At 64.2% G+C, this 15,582-nt stretch carries 18 protein-coding genes and 1 tRNA gene; 12 read left to right on the forward strand and 7 right to left on the reverse strand.

The annotated features are described in order from the left end of the window. Positions 1 to 19 precede the first annotated feature (19 nt). From accB to radC, 7 genes are all read left to right on the forward strand, one after another. Complete coding sequence (accB, locus tag M9955_22015; GenBank protein ID MCO5084319.1) at positions 20 to 481, forward strand: acetyl-CoA carboxylase biotin carboxyl carrier protein; 462 nt, start codon at positions 20 to 22, stop codon at positions 479 to 481. Between the two features lie 51 nt (positions 482 to 532). Next, entirely contained in the window at positions 533 to 1,876 is a 1,344-nt protein-coding gene (gene accC / locus M9955_22020; protein MCO5084320.1) for an acetyl-CoA carboxylase biotin carboxylase subunit, read from the forward strand. A 280-nt stretch (positions 1,877 to 2,156) separates the two neighbouring features. Further along, the gene (gene aat / locus M9955_22025) at positions 2,157 to 2,768 is read left to right on the forward strand and encodes a leucyl/phenylalanyl-tRNA--protein transferase (GenBank protein ID MCO5084321.1); all 612 of its coding nucleotides are present in this window, start codon (positions 2,157 to 2,159) and stop codon (positions 2,766 to 2,768) included. A 71-nt stretch (positions 2,769 to 2,839) separates the two neighbouring features. After that, on the forward strand, positions 2,840 to 3,076 hold the full coding sequence (locus M9955_22030; protein MCO5084322.1) for a hypothetical protein: 237 nt from the start codon (positions 2,840 to 2,842) through the stop codon (positions 3,074 to 3,076). 19 nt (positions 3,077 to 3,095) lie between these two features. Next, on the forward strand, positions 3,096 to 3,494 hold the full coding sequence (locus M9955_22035; protein MCO5084323.1) for a low affinity iron permease family protein: 399 nt from the start codon (positions 3,096 to 3,098) through the stop codon (positions 3,492 to 3,494). A gap of 106 nt (positions 3,495 to 3,600) precedes the next feature. After that, positions 3,601 to 4,428, forward strand: a complete 828-nt coding sequence (gene map, locus M9955_22040) for a type I methionyl aminopeptidase (GenBank protein MCO5084324.1) — start codon at positions 3,601 to 3,603, stop codon at positions 4,426 to 4,428. Between the two features lie 42 nt (positions 4,429 to 4,470). Further along, entirely contained in the window at positions 4,471 to 5,331 is an 861-nt protein-coding gene (radC, locus tag M9955_22045; protein ID MCO5084325.1) for a DNA repair protein RadC, read from the forward strand. A 50-nt stretch (positions 5,332 to 5,381) separates the two neighbouring features. Here the strand turns inward: radC and tig are convergent, their stop codons facing one another. Beyond that, complete coding sequence (gene tig / locus M9955_22050; GenBank protein MCO5084326.1) at positions 5,382 to 6,887, reverse strand: trigger factor; 1,506 nt, start codon at positions 6,885 to 6,887, stop codon at positions 5,382 to 5,384. Positions 6,888 to 7,240: 353 nt separating this feature from the next. Here tig and M9955_22055 point away from each other — a divergent pair. Beyond that, positions 7,241 to 7,325, forward strand: a tRNA-Leu gene (locus M9955_22055). Positions 7,326 to 7,342: 17 nt separating this feature from the next. Here the strand turns inward: M9955_22055 and M9955_22060 are convergent. Beyond that, positions 7,343 to 7,921, reverse strand: a complete 579-nt coding sequence (locus tag M9955_22060; GenBank protein MCO5084327.1) for a GDYXXLXY domain-containing protein — start codon at positions 7,919 to 7,921, stop codon at positions 7,343 to 7,345. Beyond that, the gene (locus tag M9955_22065; protein MCO5084328.1) at positions 7,918 to 9,030 is read right to left on the reverse strand and encodes a DUF2157 domain-containing protein; all 1,113 of its coding nucleotides are present in this window, start codon (positions 9,028 to 9,030) and stop codon (positions 7,918 to 7,920) included. The genes M9955_22060 and M9955_22065 overlap by 4 nt, the downstream gene beginning before the upstream one ends. 232 nt (positions 9,031 to 9,262) lie before the next feature. Here M9955_22065 and M9955_22070 point away from each other — a divergent pair, with 232 nt between their 5' ends. From M9955_22070 to M9955_22080, 3 genes are all read left to right on the forward strand, one after another. Then, positions 9,263 to 9,403: a DUF1127 domain-containing protein gene (locus M9955_22070; protein ID MCO5084329.1), complete on the forward strand. Its 141-nt coding sequence runs from the start codon at positions 9,263 to 9,265 to the stop codon at positions 9,401 to 9,403. A gap of 51 nt (positions 9,404 to 9,454) precedes the next feature. After that, the gene (locus tag M9955_22075; GenBank protein ID MCO5084330.1) at positions 9,455 to 9,598 is read left to right on the forward strand and encodes a DUF1127 domain-containing protein; all 144 of its coding nucleotides are present in this window, start codon (positions 9,455 to 9,457) and stop codon (positions 9,596 to 9,598) included. A gap of 412 nt (positions 9,599 to 10,010) precedes the next feature. Beyond that, positions 10,011 to 10,964 carry an aldo/keto reductase gene (locus tag M9955_22080; GenBank protein MCO5084331.1) on the forward strand — a complete coding sequence of 318 codons (954 nt, stop codon included), beginning with the start codon at positions 10,011 to 10,013 and terminating at the stop codon, positions 10,962 to 10,964. Between the two features lie 7 nt (positions 10,965 to 10,971). Here M9955_22080 and M9955_22085 read toward each other — a convergent pair whose 3' ends face one another. Continuing rightward, on the reverse strand, positions 10,972 to 11,544 hold the full coding sequence (locus M9955_22085; protein ID MCO5084332.1) for a hypothetical protein: 573 nt from the start codon (positions 11,542 to 11,544) through the stop codon (positions 10,972 to 10,974). Between the two features lie 86 nt (positions 11,545 to 11,630). Here M9955_22085 and trmFO point away from each other — a divergent pair, with 86 nt between their 5' ends. Then, on the forward strand, positions 11,631 to 13,058 hold the full coding sequence (trmFO, locus tag M9955_22090) for a methylenetetrahydrofolate--tRNA-(uracil(54)-C(5))-methyltransferase (FADH(2)-oxidizing) TrmFO (GenBank protein ID MCO5084333.1): 1,428 nt from the start codon (positions 11,631 to 11,633) through the stop codon (positions 13,056 to 13,058). Positions 13,059 to 13,081: 23 nt separating this feature from the next. Here trmFO and M9955_22095 read toward each other — a convergent pair whose 3' ends face one another. From M9955_22095 to M9955_22105, 3 genes are all read right to left on the reverse strand, one after another. Beyond that, on the reverse strand, positions 13,082 to 14,065 hold the full coding sequence (locus tag M9955_22095) for a sterol desaturase family protein (GenBank protein ID MCO5084334.1): 984 nt from the start codon (positions 14,063 to 14,065) through the stop codon (positions 13,082 to 13,084). 134 nt (positions 14,066 to 14,199) lie between these two features. Further along, complete coding sequence (locus M9955_22100) at positions 14,200 to 14,574, reverse strand: hypothetical protein (protein ID MCO5084335.1); 375 nt, start codon at positions 14,572 to 14,574, stop codon at positions 14,200 to 14,202. A 169-nt stretch (positions 14,575 to 14,743) separates the two neighbouring features. Beyond that, positions 14,744 to 15,562 carry a phytoene/squalene synthase family protein gene (locus tag M9955_22105; protein ID MCO5084336.1) on the reverse strand — a complete coding sequence of 273 codons (819 nt, stop codon included), beginning with the start codon at positions 15,560 to 15,562 and terminating at the stop codon, positions 14,744 to 14,746. Positions 15,563 to 15,582: the final 20 nt, after the last annotated feature.

Raw genomic sequence — 15,582 nt, forward strand, 5'->3', positions numbered from 1 at the left:
CAGAAAGGACAGACAGGACATGTCGACAAAGAAATCCGGCATCGACCAGCAGCTCATCCGCGACCTCGCGGAAATCCTGAACGAAACGCATCTCACCGAGATCGAGATCGAGCAGGACGACCTGCGCATCCGCGTCTCGCGGCAGGCCGCAGCCGTGCAGGCGGTGGTTCCGGCTCCCGTTTCCGCGGCTGTTGCGGCTCCGGCGGCATCCGTCCAGAGCGCGCCGGCCGCATCGGCCGATCCGGGCAAAAATGCCGTGCCGTCGCCGATGGTGGGCACGGCCTACCGTGCGCCCTCGCCCGACGCGCAGGCTTTCATCGAGGTGGGCCAGAAGGTGCGCGAGGGCCAGACGCTGCTCATCATCGAGGCCATGAAGACGATGAACCAGATCCCCTCGCCCCGCGCCGGCACGGTGACAGCGATCCTGTTCGAGGACGCGCAGCCTGTGGAGTATGGTGAGCCGCTGGTCGTGATCGAGTAGAATTCAGCCGGCATTTTCGGCTCACCCTGATCTGAATCCGGGCAGGTAGGTATGTTCCAGAAAATCCTCATCGCCAATCGCGGCGAGATCGCGCTCCGCATCCTCAGGGCCGCCAAGGAGCTGGGCATCCAGACCGTGGTGGTCCACTCCACGGCGGACGCGGACGCCATGCATGTGCGCCTCGCCGACGAGAGCGTCTGCATCGGCCCGCCCGCCTCCCGCGACAGCTACCTGAACATCCACCAGATCGTCGCGGCCTGCGAGATCACCGGCGCGGACGCCGTGCATCCGGGCTACGGCTTCCTCTCCGAGAACGCCAGGTTCGCGGACATTCTGGCGGCCCACAACATTACCTTCATCGGCCCTTCCGGCGACCACATCCGCATCATGGGCGACAAGATCGAGGCCAAGCGCACCGCCAGGCGTCTCGGCATCCCCTGCGTGCCGGGCTCGGACGGCGCGGTGTCCGACCCGGCGGAGGCGAAGCGCATCGCCGCCGATATCGGCTATCCGGTCATCATCAAGGCGGCTGCCGGCGGCGGCGGACGCGGCATGAAGGTGGCGCGCACCGAGGCCGATCTCGACATCGCGCTGGCGACGGCGCGCACCGAGGCGGGCGCGGCATTCGGTGACAACAGCGTCTACATCGAAAAATATCTCGAGAAGCCGCGCCACATTGAATTGCAGGTCTTCGGCGACGGAGCCCATAGCGGCATCCATCTCGGCGAGCGCGACTGCTCGCTGCAGCGGCGTCACCAGAAAGTGTGGGAAGAGGCCAATTCCCCTGCCCTCAACACCGAGGAGCGCGCCCGCATCGGCAAGATCTGCGCCGACGCCGTGGCGGAGCTTGGCTACTCCGGCGCGGGCACGATCGAATTCCTGTACGAGAACGGCGAGTTCTACTTCATCGAGATGAACACGCGGCTGCAGGTGGAGCATCCGGTGACGGAGGCGATCACCGGGATCGACCTCGTGCACGAGCAGATCCGCGTCGCGTCCGGCGGCGGCCTGTCGACGCGGCAGGACGAAGTGCGCTTCCAGGGCCACGCCATCGAGTGCCGCATCAACGCCGAGGACCCGCGCACCTTCACGCCTTCGCCGGGAACGATCACCCATTTCCATACACCCGGCGGGCTGGGCATACGCGTCGATTCCGGCGTCTATTCCGGCTATCGCATCCCGCCCTATTACGACAGCCTGATCGGCAAGCTGATCGTGCATGGGCGCAACCGGGTGGAATGCATGATGCGTCTCAGGCGCGCGCTCGACGAGTTCGTGGTGGATGGCATCAAGACGACGCTGCCCCTCTTCCGCGATCTGGTCGGCAATTCGGACATCGCCAATGGCGACTACGACATCCACTGGCTGGAAAAATACCTGGCCGACGCAGGCTAGAGCCTTTCATGGCTACCCGGAATCGTTCTGCCGGAGAGCATTTGGTCCCAGGGTCGAGAGTTTCGGCGAAAGGCGTGGTGGCGCCACGGCCGAGCCGAAAGCCGAAGGAAATGGGCCAAATGCACACGGCCCGAAGGGTTTGCCGCTGGCGGACGCCCGCTTTGTCGGCCGGATTTGGCCGTACCCCGGTACGACCTGCACCGGCCTTCGCGCAGATCGTCCCGCCATCGGACAAACAGAAGCGTTTCCGTGTAGCCATGAAAGGCTCTAGGCCCGAGCGATGACCCGTCCCTATGCGCCGGGTTACCGCATCCCGCCAGACCTTCTGCTGAAGGCCTACGCGTCAGGCGTGTTCCCCATGGCGGAAAGCGCCGCCGATCCGGAGGTTTTCTGGGTGCGGCCGGAAACGCGCGGCATAATTCCGCTGGACGCATTCCACGTCTCGCGCAGCCTGCGCAAGATCGTGCGGCAGGCGCGCTTCGACATCCGCTACGATTTCGACTTCGAAGGCGTCATCGACGGTTGCGCGGAGACCCGCACCGGCCGCGATTCGACCTGGATAAACCGTCCTATCCGCGAGGCCTATGGCGAGCTTTTCCGGCGCGGCAACTGCCATACGGTGGAAGCATGGCGGGACGGAAGGCTGGTCGGCGGTCTCTACGGCGTGTCGCTCGGCAGGGCGTTTTTCGGCGAAAGCATGTTTTCGCGGGAACGCGACGCCTCCAAGGTCTGCCTCGTGCACCTCGTCGCCAGATTGGCGGAGCGTGGCTTCACACTTCTGGATACGCAGTTCACGACCGAACATCTGAAGACCTTCGGCGCCGTGGACGTGCCGCGCGGCAAATATGAGCGCCTGCTGGAACACGCCCTGCAAGGCGAAGCGAGCTTCTGAATCCCGAAGGCGATCGCGGAACCAACCGCCGACGTCGGCATTTCTCCCGGGCGTCAACCGAGGTGCGAGCCATGGTCACTTTCAGGGAAATGAGCGTGCAGCAGATCGCCGAAGACACCGAACTGTCGACGGAGGAGAAGATCGAAAAACTGCTCGAAATGGAATCTGAAGCCCGCGGCCTGCAGCGCGCGGCCTCGGAAAGCCCGATGAACGCCGATGACGGCTGGGAAGCGGATCTGCGCAGGATACGGATGGTACTGGAAAAACTCGGCTGGAAAGAGCCGAAGAAGGGCGCGGCCACGCTTTAACCGGACCGGGGCGCATCCTTTGGAAAAGCATTTTACGGCCATCGCCAACAAGGTCGCATATTTTGCGGGGAAGCCGGCGACCTTCGTTGTCTGCGTCGCCCTTATCGTGGTCTGGGCGGTAAGCGGGCCGATCTTCGGATTTTCCGACACGTGGCAGCTCATCATCAATACCAGCACGACAATCATCACCTTTCTGATGGTGTTCCTGATCCAGAACACCCAGAACCGCGACGGCGCCGCGGTTCAGGCCAAGCTCGACGAACTCATTCGCGTGTCGAAGGCGGAGAACGACCTCATCGGCATAGAGCATCTCACCGAAAGCGAGGTGGAGGAGTTCCGCAGCCGGTGCGAAAAGATGGCAAAAGAGGCAGACGAGCGCCTTGAGCAGATCAGGAAGAAAAAGCACAAGGCCGCCTAGAGTTTGCTAGGACGTCGGCTGGCCTGCCGGACTTGAATAACTGCGTCCGTGGTGTCACATGTGGCCGGAGAACCTGCCTCACGCAGTCCCGATTTCCGGATTTTCCATGGTCACCTATCTCGACGCCGCCACGGCTCCCTTGCGCAATACGGGCCAGATCAGGCTTTACGGAGCCGACGCATTCGACGGCATGCGCAAGGCTTGCCAGCTGACGGCGCGCTGTCTGGACGAACTGGTCGACATCGTGAAGCCGGGCGTGCCGACCGAGGCGGTCGACCGTTTCGTGTTCGAGTACGGCATGGATCACGGCGCAATGCCGGCGACGCTCAACTATCGCGGCTACACGAAATCCTCCTGCACCTCGATCAATCACGTCGTCTGCCACGGTATTCCCGACGCCAAGCCGCTACGCGAAGGCGACATCGTCAATATCGACGTGACCTATATCCTGGACGGCTGGCACGGCGATGCGAGCCGCATGTATCCCGTCGGCCAGATCAAGCGCGCCGCCGAGCGTCTGCTCGAAGTGACCCACGAATGCCTGATGCGTGGCGTCGGCGCGATCAGGCCGGGATTGCGGACCGGCGTCATCGGCGCGGCGATCCAGAACTATGCCGAAGCCGAACGCTGCTCGGTCGTGCGCGATTTCTGCGGACACGGCGTCGGCCTGCTGTTCCACGACGCGCCCAACATCCTGCACTACGGCACGGCTTCGGAGGGCGTGGAGATGCGACCCGGCATGATCTTCACCGTCGAGCCCATGATCAATCTCGGCCGGCCGCATGTGAAGGTGCTGTCCGACGGATGGACAGCGGTCACGCGGGACCGATCGCTGTCGGCCCAGTACGAGCACACGGTCGGGGTGACAGATACGGGCTGCGAGATCTTCACGCTGTCGCCTGCGGGACTCGACCGTCCGGGCCTGCCATCGTAGCCTCGACGGCAGAACGCCGGACAAGGGGGGACGACGGCTGGCATGAAGGGTGAGGAAGAGGCCGACGAGCGCGCGTTTTTCGGCGAAGGTGTGTCGCGCCTGGCGTCAAAGCCGGCCACGTCGGCCGCCGGCCGGCCGGGCAACGGAAGAACGGCCGAAGCGCCGCCGTCGACGGAAGGACCGTCTTCGTCACCTGATCCCAGCGCGGTCGTGGAAGCGTCCAAAACGCCTCCGCCGCATTATGTCGATCATCGCGACCGGCTGCGCGACCGCTTCGTCCGCACCGGCTCCGACGCGCTCGCGGACTATGAGCTGCTCGAGCTTCTGCTGTTTCGTTCCGTCTCGCGCGCCGACACGAAACCGATCGCCAAGGCGCTGCTGGTGCGATTCGGCTCGCTCGCCGAAGTTCTCGGCGCTCCGACCCATCTCCTGCGCGAGGTGAAGGGTGTCGGCGAGGCGGTTGCGCTCGACCTGAAGATTGTCAATGCGATGACGCAGCGCGCCTTGCGCAGCGAGGTCGTCAAACGCGAGGTCCTGTCCTCATGGGAAAAGGTCCTGAGCTACTGCAAGGCGGCAATGGCGTATGAGGACCGAGAGCAGTTCCGCATCCTGTTCCTCAACAAGAAGAACGAGCTGATCGCCGACGAGGTGCAGAACATCGGCACCGTCGACCACACCATGGCCTATCCGCGCGAGGTGCTGCGGCGAGCGCTGGAACTGGCGGCGAGCGCAGTGGTGCTCACGCACAATCACCCGTCAGGCGATCCCGAGCCTTCCCGTGCCGACATCGAGATGACCAAGGCCATCATCGCCGCGCTGAAGCCGTCCGGCATCGCCGTGCACGACCACGTCATCATCGGCAAGAAGGCCTTCGCCTCGATGAAGGGCCTGCTGCTGATCTGAAAAAGAAAAGCCGCCCGAAGGCGGCTTTCCGATGTCCATAAGGCAGCGCCTTATTCGGCCTCTTTTTCCGCATCCTTGGTGGCAGCCTTCTTCTTGGGCGCGGCCTTCTTCTTCGGGGCGGCTTCCTCGGCGTCGGCGGCCTTCGCCTCTTCGCCCTCGGCGGCCTTGGCCTTCTTGGCCGATGTCTTCTTCGCCGGCTTCGCCTTCTCGCCCTCGGTCGGCTCCTCGGCCAGCAATTCTTCCTTGCTGACCTTCTTGTCGGTCACCGCAATCTGACCGAGCAGATGGTCGACGACCTTCTCCTCGAAGATCGGCGCGCGGATGGCGGCGAGTTGCTGCGGGTTGGAGCGGTAGAACTCGAACACCTGCTGCTGCTGGTCCCCAGGGAAGCGGCGCACGAACTCGAACAGGCCGCGCTGCATCTCCTCGTCGGAGACCGTCACGCCGGCCTTCTCGCCGATTTCTGCGAGCACCAGCCCGAGACGCACGCGGCGTTCCGCCAGACGATTGTACTCGGCGCGGGCGGCTTCTTCCGTCGTATCCTCGTCCTCGAAGGTGTGACCGGCTGCGGCGAGATCGCGGCTCACCTGGTTCCAGATGTTGTTGAACTCGGCCTCGACCAGCTTCGACGGCGCTTCGAACGAATAGCTGGCGTCGAGTGCGTCGAGCAGTTCGCGCTTCACCTTCTGGCGCGTCATCTGGCCGAACTGGCTCTCGATCTGGCCGCGGATGATCTCCTTGAGGCGCTCGGCGGTGTCGATGCCGAGCTTCTTCGCCACCTCGTCATTGACCTCGGTGCTGTCCGGCGCGGCGACTTCCTTGACCTTGATGTCGAAGGTCGCGTCCTTGCCGGCGAGATGCGCGGCCTGATAATTCTCCGGGAAGGTGACGGTGATGACCTTTTCGTCGCCCGCCTTCACGCCGACGAGCTGATCCTCGAAGCCCGGGATGAACTGGCCGGAGCCGAGCACCAGACCCGAATCCTCGGCGGTGCCGCCATCGAACGGCTCGCCGTCGATCTTGCCGAGATAATCGATGGTCACCTTGTCCCAGAGCTCGGCCTTGCCCTTCTTCGGCGCGTAGTCGCGCGCATCGGCGGTGACGCGGCGAAGCTGCTCGTCGATCTCGGATTCCGGCACGTCGTAGATCTGCCGCGTCACCGCGATGCCCGACACGTCCTTGATCTCGATAGGTGGCAACACCTCGTAGTTGAGCTGGAACTCGAAATCGGCGCCGCCGGCGAGAATCTTCTCGGCTTCCTTCTCGTCCTCGGTCATGACGACCTCGGGCTGCATCGCTGCCTTCTCGCCGCGCTCGGAAAGGATGTCGCGGGTCGAGTTGTTGAGGATCTCGTTGACGACCTCGGCCATGAAGGACTTGCCGTAGACCTTGCGCAGATGCTGGACCGGCACCTTGCCGGGACGGAAGCCATTGATGCGCACCTTGTCCTTGGCGTTGTTCAGGCGCTGCATCAGGCGATCTTCCATGTCCTTGGCGGGCACGGTGACCTTGATCTCGCGCTTGAGGCCGGAATTCAGCGTTTCGGTGACCTGCATCATAAAACCTTTGCTTTGACGCATCCGGGCCCGGCGGGAGCTGCCGTTCGGGCCATCCGGAGTGCGTGCCGGGAGTGCCAATCTGTGCGGACGGTGTGTCGAGATTTCGGCGCAAACACCCGAAAAGCCATCACACGGGCCGTTGCGCTTCTGAGAAAACCGCGGCAATCTCCTGATCTGCCTGAGTTTTTCTCCAACTGCGCCAACGACTGTTCGGCCGTCTGTCACATTCGGCTCGCCTTTTGTCACACGCGACCGCGATTTTCAACCGATTTCGGGGGATTGGCGGGCGCAAGGCCCGGCTCCATATTCATTGACAGGCGCGGCGACACATGGGATTGCGGGCACGCTGAGCGGATGTGGCGGAACTGGTAGACGCCCCGGATTTAGGTTCCGGTGCCGAAAGGCGTGGGGGTTCGAGTCCCTTCATCCGCACCAGCCACCTTTTCCGGCTGCTAATAGGGCGGTTCCTCGTAGACGCGGACGTCGCCGTCCATAAGCGCCTTGATCTGCGGCGTGCCATCGGCTGCGAGCGCGACGACCACGCCGAAGCTGCGTACATTCAGATCCTTTTCGATCTGCCGGCCCTCGCCTTCCGGCACGTAGAAGCGTTCGATGCCATAGGAAACCGCGATTTCGGCCCCCGGCTCGATACGCCAGAGGCCTGCGGTCATGCCGCGCACGTCCAGCTCGCCGGCAACCGGCGGCGCGACCGCCTTGCCCAGCATCGCCGAACGGGCGCGCCAGTAGCCGTCCGCATCCCTGCCGATACGGACCATGATCGGGCCGGCCGGCAGCGCCGCGTCGCCCTGCGGCAGATTCGACACCAGCGCGACGGGAATGCGCGATATGTCGAAGCCGAGGCGCACATAGTCTCCGCGCAGCAGGTCACGCGGATCGACGGGCTCGACTTTCAGCAGCGCCTCCGGGCCGTTGCGCAGCACGGCGGCGCGTCCCGCGATCATCCAGCCGAGAAAGCCGATCTGGAGCGCGGCGACGAGCAGCGCCAGCGCAACGGTGCGGGAGCCCTTCATGCCGCGCCTCCCTGCATGGCGGGGCGTCCCGTCATGCGTTTCTCGATCCGCACGATGATGAAGGCCACGACTGCGAGCGCCAACCCCGAGAACAGGAACAGGCCCGCCGTATCGATCATGCTGCCGACCGTGACGATGTAGGCGAAGCAGAGCTCGATCGCGAAGGCGACATAGGCGATCCAGCGCATGAGGCGGCTTTCGCGGCCGCGCAGCACGAGAGCGGCGATGATGCCGGCGAAGGCGATCAGGGTCGCGAGGAGCATGGGGACGAAATGTTCGTAGACCTCGACCTGGATCATCGCCATCCCGATGAGAAAACCGATTAGCGGATGAGCGGGATAAGGACCGCCGAGCCGCGCGAGGCGTTCGACGGTCTCCTGCGCCCAATGCGCGGCGGCGAAGACGGCCGCTGAGACCAGCGCAAGGGCGAGCCCGGCTTCGACCGGGCGGCCGTCTATACCGACGACGAAAGCCCACAGGATCGCCGACAGGAGCAGCAGATGCCGCGCGGCACGCCCATGGGTCCAGTAGGATACCGCCCAGATGACGATACCGAGCAGCAGGAAGGCGTAGCGGTAATCGCGCGCCGCATTGTAGTCGGACTCCTGCATCAGGAGCCATGCCACGGCGATCAGGACGGCGGCGGCGGTCAGCACGGGCGAGCGCAGCACCGCCGCGGCAAGGGTGGTTCCGAGGCACCAGGTCAGGACCGCCGCCGTTTCGTCGCCGGTCATGTGGTACATCTGGCCGATCAGCGCGATCGCGGCGCCGAAGGACGCGGCGCCTATGATGAAGAGCGCCTCGCCGAAGCCGGGATGATCGCGGCCTTTCAGCACCGCGCCGCCCACATATCCGGCCGCTATCAGCGCGAAAAGCGCGCCGACCCTCGCCAGCCGAGGAATGGCCTCCCAGTTGGCGGCGATGAAGACGAGGATAGCGGCGGCGACGAGGATCGCGGCCATGATCGCCAGCACCGAGCCGAACGACATACCCTCGTCCTGACGCGTCTCGACGTCAAGGAGGAGACGTTCGGCGGTCGTCCCATCAACCAGTCCGGCGTCACGCCATCGAACGATTTCGCGGCGGAGATGCGATCTCTGGGCGAACATTCTCAGGGCCCTGCCTGTTGCAGTGCAAAAGATTCACAAACCTGCGTAAACCGCCGTTTCCACGCGATTTTGGGACGGTTTCCGATTTTCGCCATAAAAGCTAAAACTCGTTAATGGTGCATTGCACAATTGCATTGCTGCTATGCACGCTTGTCGCTTTAATTCCGGACAAGGCGGGCCTATCTACGTCTCGTACAAAAAGAGAAGAACGAAAGACGCTAAGAGAACTACCATGAACCTGATCCGCAACTATCGCAACTGGCGCCGCTATCGTGAGACGGTGACGGAGCTGAACCGCCTGACCAATCGCGAACTGAATGACCTCGGCATCAGCCGCAGCGACATTCCCTTCGTGGCGAGGAAGTCGATCTAATTCAATCGCGCCGCGATCCGGCGCGACAAGCTGCAAAGAACGAGAATAGAAATGAACCTGATCCAAAATTTTCGTGACTGGCGCGCTTATCGCGCGACGGTTTCCGAGCTGGACAGCCTTTCCAACCGCCAGCTCGCTGATCTCGGCATTGCCCGTCATCAGATCAAGACCGTCGCCCGTACGGGCCGCCGCTGAGTGAAAGATTTCGTCGGGCTCATCCTCCTCCCAGACCCCGGCGGATATGGTCGGCAATCTCCTCCTCCCGATTGCTGACCGGCAAAAACGACTTCCGCCGGATCTCCTCCCCCGGCGGAAGTTGTTCCCCGAGGTCTCCGCAGCCTCGATAAACACAGGCGGAAGGAATTTCGTCGGCGCCTACCTCCTCCCAGGCAAAGACGGATACGGCCGGCCTCTCCTCCTCCCGATGGCCGGTCGGGCGTAACGACACCCGCCGGATCTCCTCCCCCGGCGGGTGTTGTCTTTTGGGACTCTCCGAATCCGCTGTTTCATTCCGAAGTCTGCGTCCGGTGCGCATCGACGCTGGCGTCGGCGTGTCCGTCGCCCTATGTTCATCGGAATCCTCGCCAACCCTCCCCGGAGCTTCATGATGAAAAAGCGCCCGCTCGGCCGCACCGGCATCGCCATCGCCCCTGTCGTCTTCGGCGGCAACGTCTTCGGATGGACGGCGGACAAGCAGACGTCTTTCGCCCTTCTCGACCGGTTCGTGGAGGCCGGATACAACGCCATCGACACGGCCGATGCCTATTCGCGATGGGTGCCCGGCAACTCCGGCGGCGAATCGGAGGCGATCATCGGCGAATGGCAGAAGAGCCGCGGCAATCGCGACCAAATCGTCATCATCACCAAGGTCGGCTCCGACATGGGCCAGGGCCATACGGATCTCTCGGCGCAATGGATCGCCGAGGAGGTCGAAGCCTCGCTGCGGCGCCTGCAGACCGACCATATCGACGTCTACCTGTCGCATTGGCCGGATTCGCGCACGCCTTACGCCGAGACGCTGGGCGCTTATGAGAAACTGATGAAGGCCGGCAAGGTCCGCTCCGTCGGGGCCTCCAACCTCGACGCGGCGCAACTGCGCGAAGCGCTCGACGTGTCGGCGAAGGAAAATCTGCCGCGCTACGACGTCCTGCAACCGGAGTACAACCTCTACGATCGCGGCTCCTTCGACGGCCCGCTGCGCGATCTCACCATGGCCGAGGAGATAGGCGTCATTACCTACTTCAGCCTTGCGAAGGGCTTTCTGTCCGGAAAATACCGCGAGAAGGCCGATCTTGGCAAAAGCCCACGCGGTGGCGGTGTCGAGGGCTATCTCAACCCGCGCGGCTTCGCGATCCTTGCCGCGCTCGATGAGGTTTCAGCCAAACACGGGGCGACGCAGGCGGAAGTCGCCCTCGCCTGGATCGTCGCGCGCGAAGGCGTCACAGCGCCGATCGCCAGCGCCACGTCACTCCAGCAACTGGAAAGTCTGAGCAAGGGCGGAACGCTCGAGCTCGACCGGGACGACATCGCCCGGCTGGACAAGGCAAGCGCGCCGGCCTGAGCGGGGATCAGCGCTGGCCGCCCACGCCGCGCCTCTTCCATTCGCTCAGGGGCATGATGTCAGGCGCGCCGCCGGCTGGCTCGTACCAGCTGTCGACCGTCCATTTCTTGCCCGATCGCTCCTGCAGGACGGCGGTGAAATGCGGATAGCGGCCATCCGCGAAGAAACCGCGTGAGGCGCGGCGCATCACCTTGTGATGCTTCAGCAGTCCGCGCCTTTCTGCGAGCTTGAGAATGGACGTCGTGTTGGTCGACTCGTCCACGCAATCCATCTGGCCGCGTTCGCGTCCCGCGCCGAAATCGGATTTCGGACGATCCCTGATACCCACGACCGCCGCTGCGCGACGCTCATAGAACTGCACCAGCCTCGACACGGCGCGCCGCTCCGCCGCCGGAGAGCCGTGGCCTGAACGCAGGATCGAAGTGATCTGCCGCATATCGCCTGCGCCGAGCGTCAACCGCGTCTTGAAGTGACAGGAATAGCCATGACAGACGGTGAGCTGTTCCGCATGAGCGTTGCCCGAAAACAAGGAAACCGCCGCGATCAAGCCGGCGAACAGCGTGGCTTTGGTCAGCATCATGCCCCTTCATAGCGCATATCCATTAACGGCAACTCTGGCGCCGCGCGCAGATTGCTTTCCGATTGTCGCCGCCTTATGTCCCCGGCATGACGACAACGAAGCCCATTCATGTCATCGGCGGCGGTCTTGCCGGCTCGGAAGCGGCCTGGCAGGCGGCCGAAGCCGGCGTGCCCGTGATCCTGCACGAGATGCGGCCGGTGCGCGGCACCGAGGCGCACAAGACGGAAGGCCTTGCCGAGCTCGTCTGCTCCAACTCGTTCCGCTCGGATGATGCGCAGACGAACGCCGTCGGGCTGCTGCACGCCGAGATGCGGCTCGCAAACTCTCTCATCATGGCGTCCGGCGACGCGCATCAGGTGCCGGCCGGCAGCGCGCTGGCCGTGGACCGCGACGGCTTTTCCGACGCGGTGACGGCGAAGCTCGAAGCGCATCCGCTCGTCACGATCGTGCGCGAGGAAGTCGCCGGCCTGCCGCCGGCGGACTGGGATCAGGCGATCATCGCCACAGGCCCCCTCACCGCGCCGTCGCTCGCCGAGGCGATCGCGCGGGAAACCGGCGCGGATGCGCTCGCCTTCTTCGACGCCATCGCGCCGATCGTGCATTTCGACACGATCGACATGGATGTCTGCTGGTTCCAGTCCCGATACGACAAGGTCGGACCCGGGGGCACCGGCAAGGACTACATCAACTGCCCGATGGACAAGGCGCAGTACGAGGCCTTCGTGCAGGCGCTGATCGACGGCCAGAAGACCGAGTTCAAGGAATGGGAAGGCACGCCCTATTTCGACGGCTGCCTGCCGATCGAGATCATGGCCGAGCGCGGCGCCGAGACGCTGCGGCACGGGCCGATGAAACCTATGGGCCTGACCAATGCGCATAATCCGACGGTGAAGGCCTATGCCGTGGTGCAGCTTCGGCAGGACAACGCGCTGGGCACGCTCTACAACATGGTCGGCTTCCAGACGAAGCTGAAGCATGGCGAGCAGACCCGCATCTTCCGCATGATCCCGGGACTTGAGAACGCGGAATTCGCGCGGCTCGGCGGCCTGCACCGCAACACCTACATCAACTCGCCGACCCTGCTCGACGGCAGCCTGCAACTGAAGTCACGGTCCGGCCTGCGCTTCGCCGGCCAGATCACCGGCTGTGAAGGCTATGTCGAAAGCGCGGCCATCGGCCTCTTGGCCGGGCGCTTCGCCGCCGCCGCGCGGCTCGGCAAGCCGGTTCCGGTTCCGCCCGCCACGACGGCGTTCGGCGCGCTGCTCAACCACATCACCGGCGGACACATCGTCTCCGACGACGAGCCCGGCAAGCGTTCGTTCCAGCCGATGAACGTAAATTTCGGCCTGTTCCCGCCGCTGGAGCCCGGCACGAAGCTCAGGCCGGACGGGTTCGAGGGCCGTTTCCGCGGCAAGGACAAGTCGATCGCCAAGAAGAAAGCCACGGCCGCGCGCGCCTTGCGCGACTGCCGGGAATGGCTCGGGATTGCCGAGGCGCGCGAAGCGGCGGAGTAAATCTCCGTCGACCTCCGGCGGTACTATTCCGCCGGTTGAACCGCTCCTGCCGCGCCGCTCTTGCGTGGCAGATCGGGCAGGCCCTGCATCCCGGCCTGTTCGGGATGCAGCATGACATATTGCGCCTTCAGGTCGTCGGACGTCTTGCGGCTGCCGTCATGGCTCCATCCGGGCGGCGCGAACATGTACATCAGGCGCTCGCGAAACGTCAGGCCGGGTTTCATCACGTCCTTGAAGATCGAAATCCACTCGTGGAAAGCGACGTAGAACAGGTTGAACGTGCCGATGTTCTGGACGAGCCCGTATTTCGGCATGTCCTCGTCGCGCTCCTCGACGAAGGTGCCGAACATCCGGTCCCAGATGATGAAGACGCCGCCATAATTGGCGTCGAGGTAGCGCGGATTGCTCGAATGATGCACGCGGTGATGCGACGGCGTGTTCATCACATACTCGATCGGCTTCCAGAGCTTGCCCACCGTCTCCGTGTGCAGGAGGAACTGGTAGGCAAGATTGATGCCGCCGACGAAGAGGATGAGCAGCGGGTGGAAGCCCAGCCACGCCAGCGGCAGGTAGAGCAGGAACGAGCCGGTGAAGATGGTCGTCCAGGGTTGTCGCAGCGCCGTGGTGAGATTGTAGTGCTGGCTCGAATGGTGGTTGACATGGTCCGCCCACCACCAGCGGATGCGGTGCAGGCCGGCGTGGTACACATAACGCCTGAAATCGTCGAGCACGAAGCACAGGACGGCCGACCACCAGGTGATGCCGGGATCGAATATCCGGTAGTTGTAGGCCCACTGCATCATCGCGATGAGCGCGATTGCGTAGATGATGCCCGTCGCGACATTGCCGACACCCATCAAAAGGCTCGTCATCGCGTCCCGGCGCTCATACTGGCCCCTGGCCTTGCCGAGCCAGATCAATCCAAGCTCGATCAGGATGCCAACGACGTAAAGCGGGATCGCAAGTTGCCCCGTGTTCGGCAACTCGATGTTCGCCAGGCTGTCCATTCGGCCGCTCCGCCTGCGGTTTAAGGAAGCGTTTACTATGCCAGATCGGGCGCCAGAACGAAAGTCGAGGAACCCGGGAGACTTTTCAGTCCGGCGAAATCGTCTCGGTTATGGTAAACGGCCGGCGTGACGTATCAGCTTTGGCCGAGTGCGGCGCTGACGAAATCGCGGTCGGCGGCCGAGGCAAAGTCGAAGCGCAGGCGGCGCAGCGTGACGTCGTGAAAACGTATGGTGAGGGCGTTCTCCCCGCTGCGGGCGAGCTCCGCAATGTCCGCTTTCCCGATTTGCCGGACCACGAACCTGTCGCCGAGGCCGCGCACCAGCCCGATGCCGCCATCCGGCAGTTCGATGAAGGCGTTGCGCCTGTCCGGGGTCACGATCACCCGGCCGGCGGTGGAAGCGTCCAGTTCGGGGTGCTCGGCATAGAACGCGTCCAGCGCCTCGGCTTCCGAGGACAATCGCCCGCCGCTCTTGTTTCCGGCAAAGCGCAGCAGCACGTCGATCAGCACCAGTCCGCCGACGATCAGGCCAACAAGCAGAAGAGGATGCATCCCACCTCACCCGACACGCGCAACCGGGCAGCAAACGTGAAAGCAGGCGCAGTCCCGCATCGCCACCACGACTCGCAGGAATAGCCGAGACGCCTCCCCGCCGTAAGGCCTTGCGCGCGATTCCCGGCTACCAGCCCCGACTGGCCGCGCGCAGCAGCAGCCAATGCCGCCGTAGCGCGGAAAGCCCGGACGATGAGGTCGGCGCGCTGGCCCCCGATGCCGACAACCTTCCGAGATAGGCGGGCGTCAGCGCCAGCGGCAGGAAAGCCGGACGCAAAATGGCCGGCAGCGCGTCGGCATGCTTTCGGAAGGCCGCGAGATGCTCGCTGGCAAGGGCGATCATCGCTTCGACCGCCCGGCGGGAGGCAACCCCGTCGGGCGAGGCGACGAACTCCTCCGGCGTCGTTCCGGCAGCCGCGAGAATGTCGCGCGGGACGTAGCACTGTCCCCTCGCCCGATGCAGCGGCAGCAGCCGCAACAGGCCGGTGATCCCCTGCGCGCATCCGGCATGGCCGGCGAGTTCCGCCTGCTTCACGGCGGCGGCCGGATCGAGAATCATCGCCGCAAGCTGGATGACCGCGGAGGCGGTTTCCCCGCAATAGCCCTCCAGATCGCCGCGCGTCGGCATCGGATCGTCGAAGAGGTCGAACATGCGGGCTTCGAGGTAGTTGGCGAAAGCGCCACGGGGCAGATGATGCTCGTCGATGGTCCGGAGCAGCGCCTCCGCGACCGGATGGCCGTCGGCCGAGCGCCCGAATCCCGCGTCGATGACCTCGTGCCACCATTGCAGACGCACCTCGCCCGACAGCGCCTCGCGGATGCGGTCGCGGATGCCGGCCACTTCGGCATTGAAGGCATAGAGCGAAAAAAGCGCGGCGCGCTTGTCTTCAGGTGCGTAAAGCGTGGCAAGATAACGGTCGGGATCGGTGTCCCGAACCGTCTTCATAACGATGTCTTCGCGCGCGG

It is taken from the genome of Rhizobiaceae bacterium (genome assembly GCA_023953845.1).
Taxonomy (GTDB): Bacteria; Pseudomonadota; Alphaproteobacteria; order Rhizobiales; family Rhizobiaceae; genus Arvimicrobium.

Excerpts from the sequence above, each read along its gene's own strand:
- M9955_22095 (MCO5084334.1), bottom strand. The coding sequence starts at position 14,065 with ATGGACAGCCTGGCGAACATCGAGTTGCCGAACACGGGGCAACTTGCG.
- radC (MCO5084325.1), top strand. The coding sequence starts at position 4,471 with ATGAAGGGTGAGGAAGAGGCCGACGAGCGCGCGTTTTTCGGCGAAGGT.
- M9955_22070 (MCO5084329.1), top strand. The coding sequence starts at position 9,263 with ATGAACCTGATCCGCAACTATCGCAACTGGCGCCGCTATCGTGAGACG.
- M9955_22080 (MCO5084331.1), top strand. The coding sequence starts at position 10,011 with ATGAAAAAGCGCCCGCTCGGCCGCACCGGCATCGCCATCGCCCCTGTC.
- accB (MCO5084319.1), top strand. The coding sequence starts at position 20 with ATGTCGACAAAGAAATCCGGCATCGACCAGCAGCTCATCCGCGACCTC.
- trmFO (MCO5084333.1), top strand. The coding sequence starts at position 11,631 with ATGACGACAACGAAGCCCATTCATGTCATCGGCGGCGGTCTTGCCGGC.
- map (MCO5084324.1), top strand. The coding sequence starts at position 3,601 with ATGGTCACCTATCTCGACGCCGCCACGGCTCCCTTGCGCAATACGGGC.
- M9955_22030 (MCO5084322.1), top strand. The coding sequence starts at position 2,840 with ATGGTCACTTTCAGGGAAATGAGCGTGCAGCAGATCGCCGAAGACACC.
- accC (MCO5084320.1), top strand. The coding sequence starts at position 533 with ATGTTCCAGAAAATCCTCATCGCCAATCGCGGCGAGATCGCGCTCCGC.
- M9955_22085 (MCO5084332.1), bottom strand. The coding sequence starts at position 11,544 with ATGATGCTGACCAAAGCCACGCTGTTCGCCGGCTTGATCGCGGCGGTT.
- M9955_22075 (MCO5084330.1), top strand. The coding sequence starts at position 9,455 with ATGAACCTGATCCAAAATTTTCGTGACTGGCGCGCTTATCGCGCGACG.
- aat (MCO5084321.1), top strand. The coding sequence starts at position 2,157 with ATGACCCGTCCCTATGCGCCGGGTTACCGCATCCCGCCAGACCTTCTG.
- M9955_22065 (MCO5084328.1), bottom strand. The coding sequence starts at position 9,030 with ATGTTCGCCCAGAGATCGCATCTCCGCCGCGAAATCGTTCGATGGCGT.
- tig (MCO5084326.1), bottom strand. The coding sequence starts at position 6,887 with ATGCAGGTCACCGAAACGCTGAATTCCGGCCTCAAGCGCGAGATCAAG.
- M9955_22105 (MCO5084336.1), bottom strand. The coding sequence starts at position 15,562 with ATGAAGACGGTTCGGGACACCGATCCCGACCGTTATCTTGCCACGCTT.
- M9955_22060 (MCO5084327.1), bottom strand. The coding sequence starts at position 7,921 with ATGAAGGGCTCCCGCACCGTTGCGCTGGCGCTGCTCGTCGCCGCGCTC.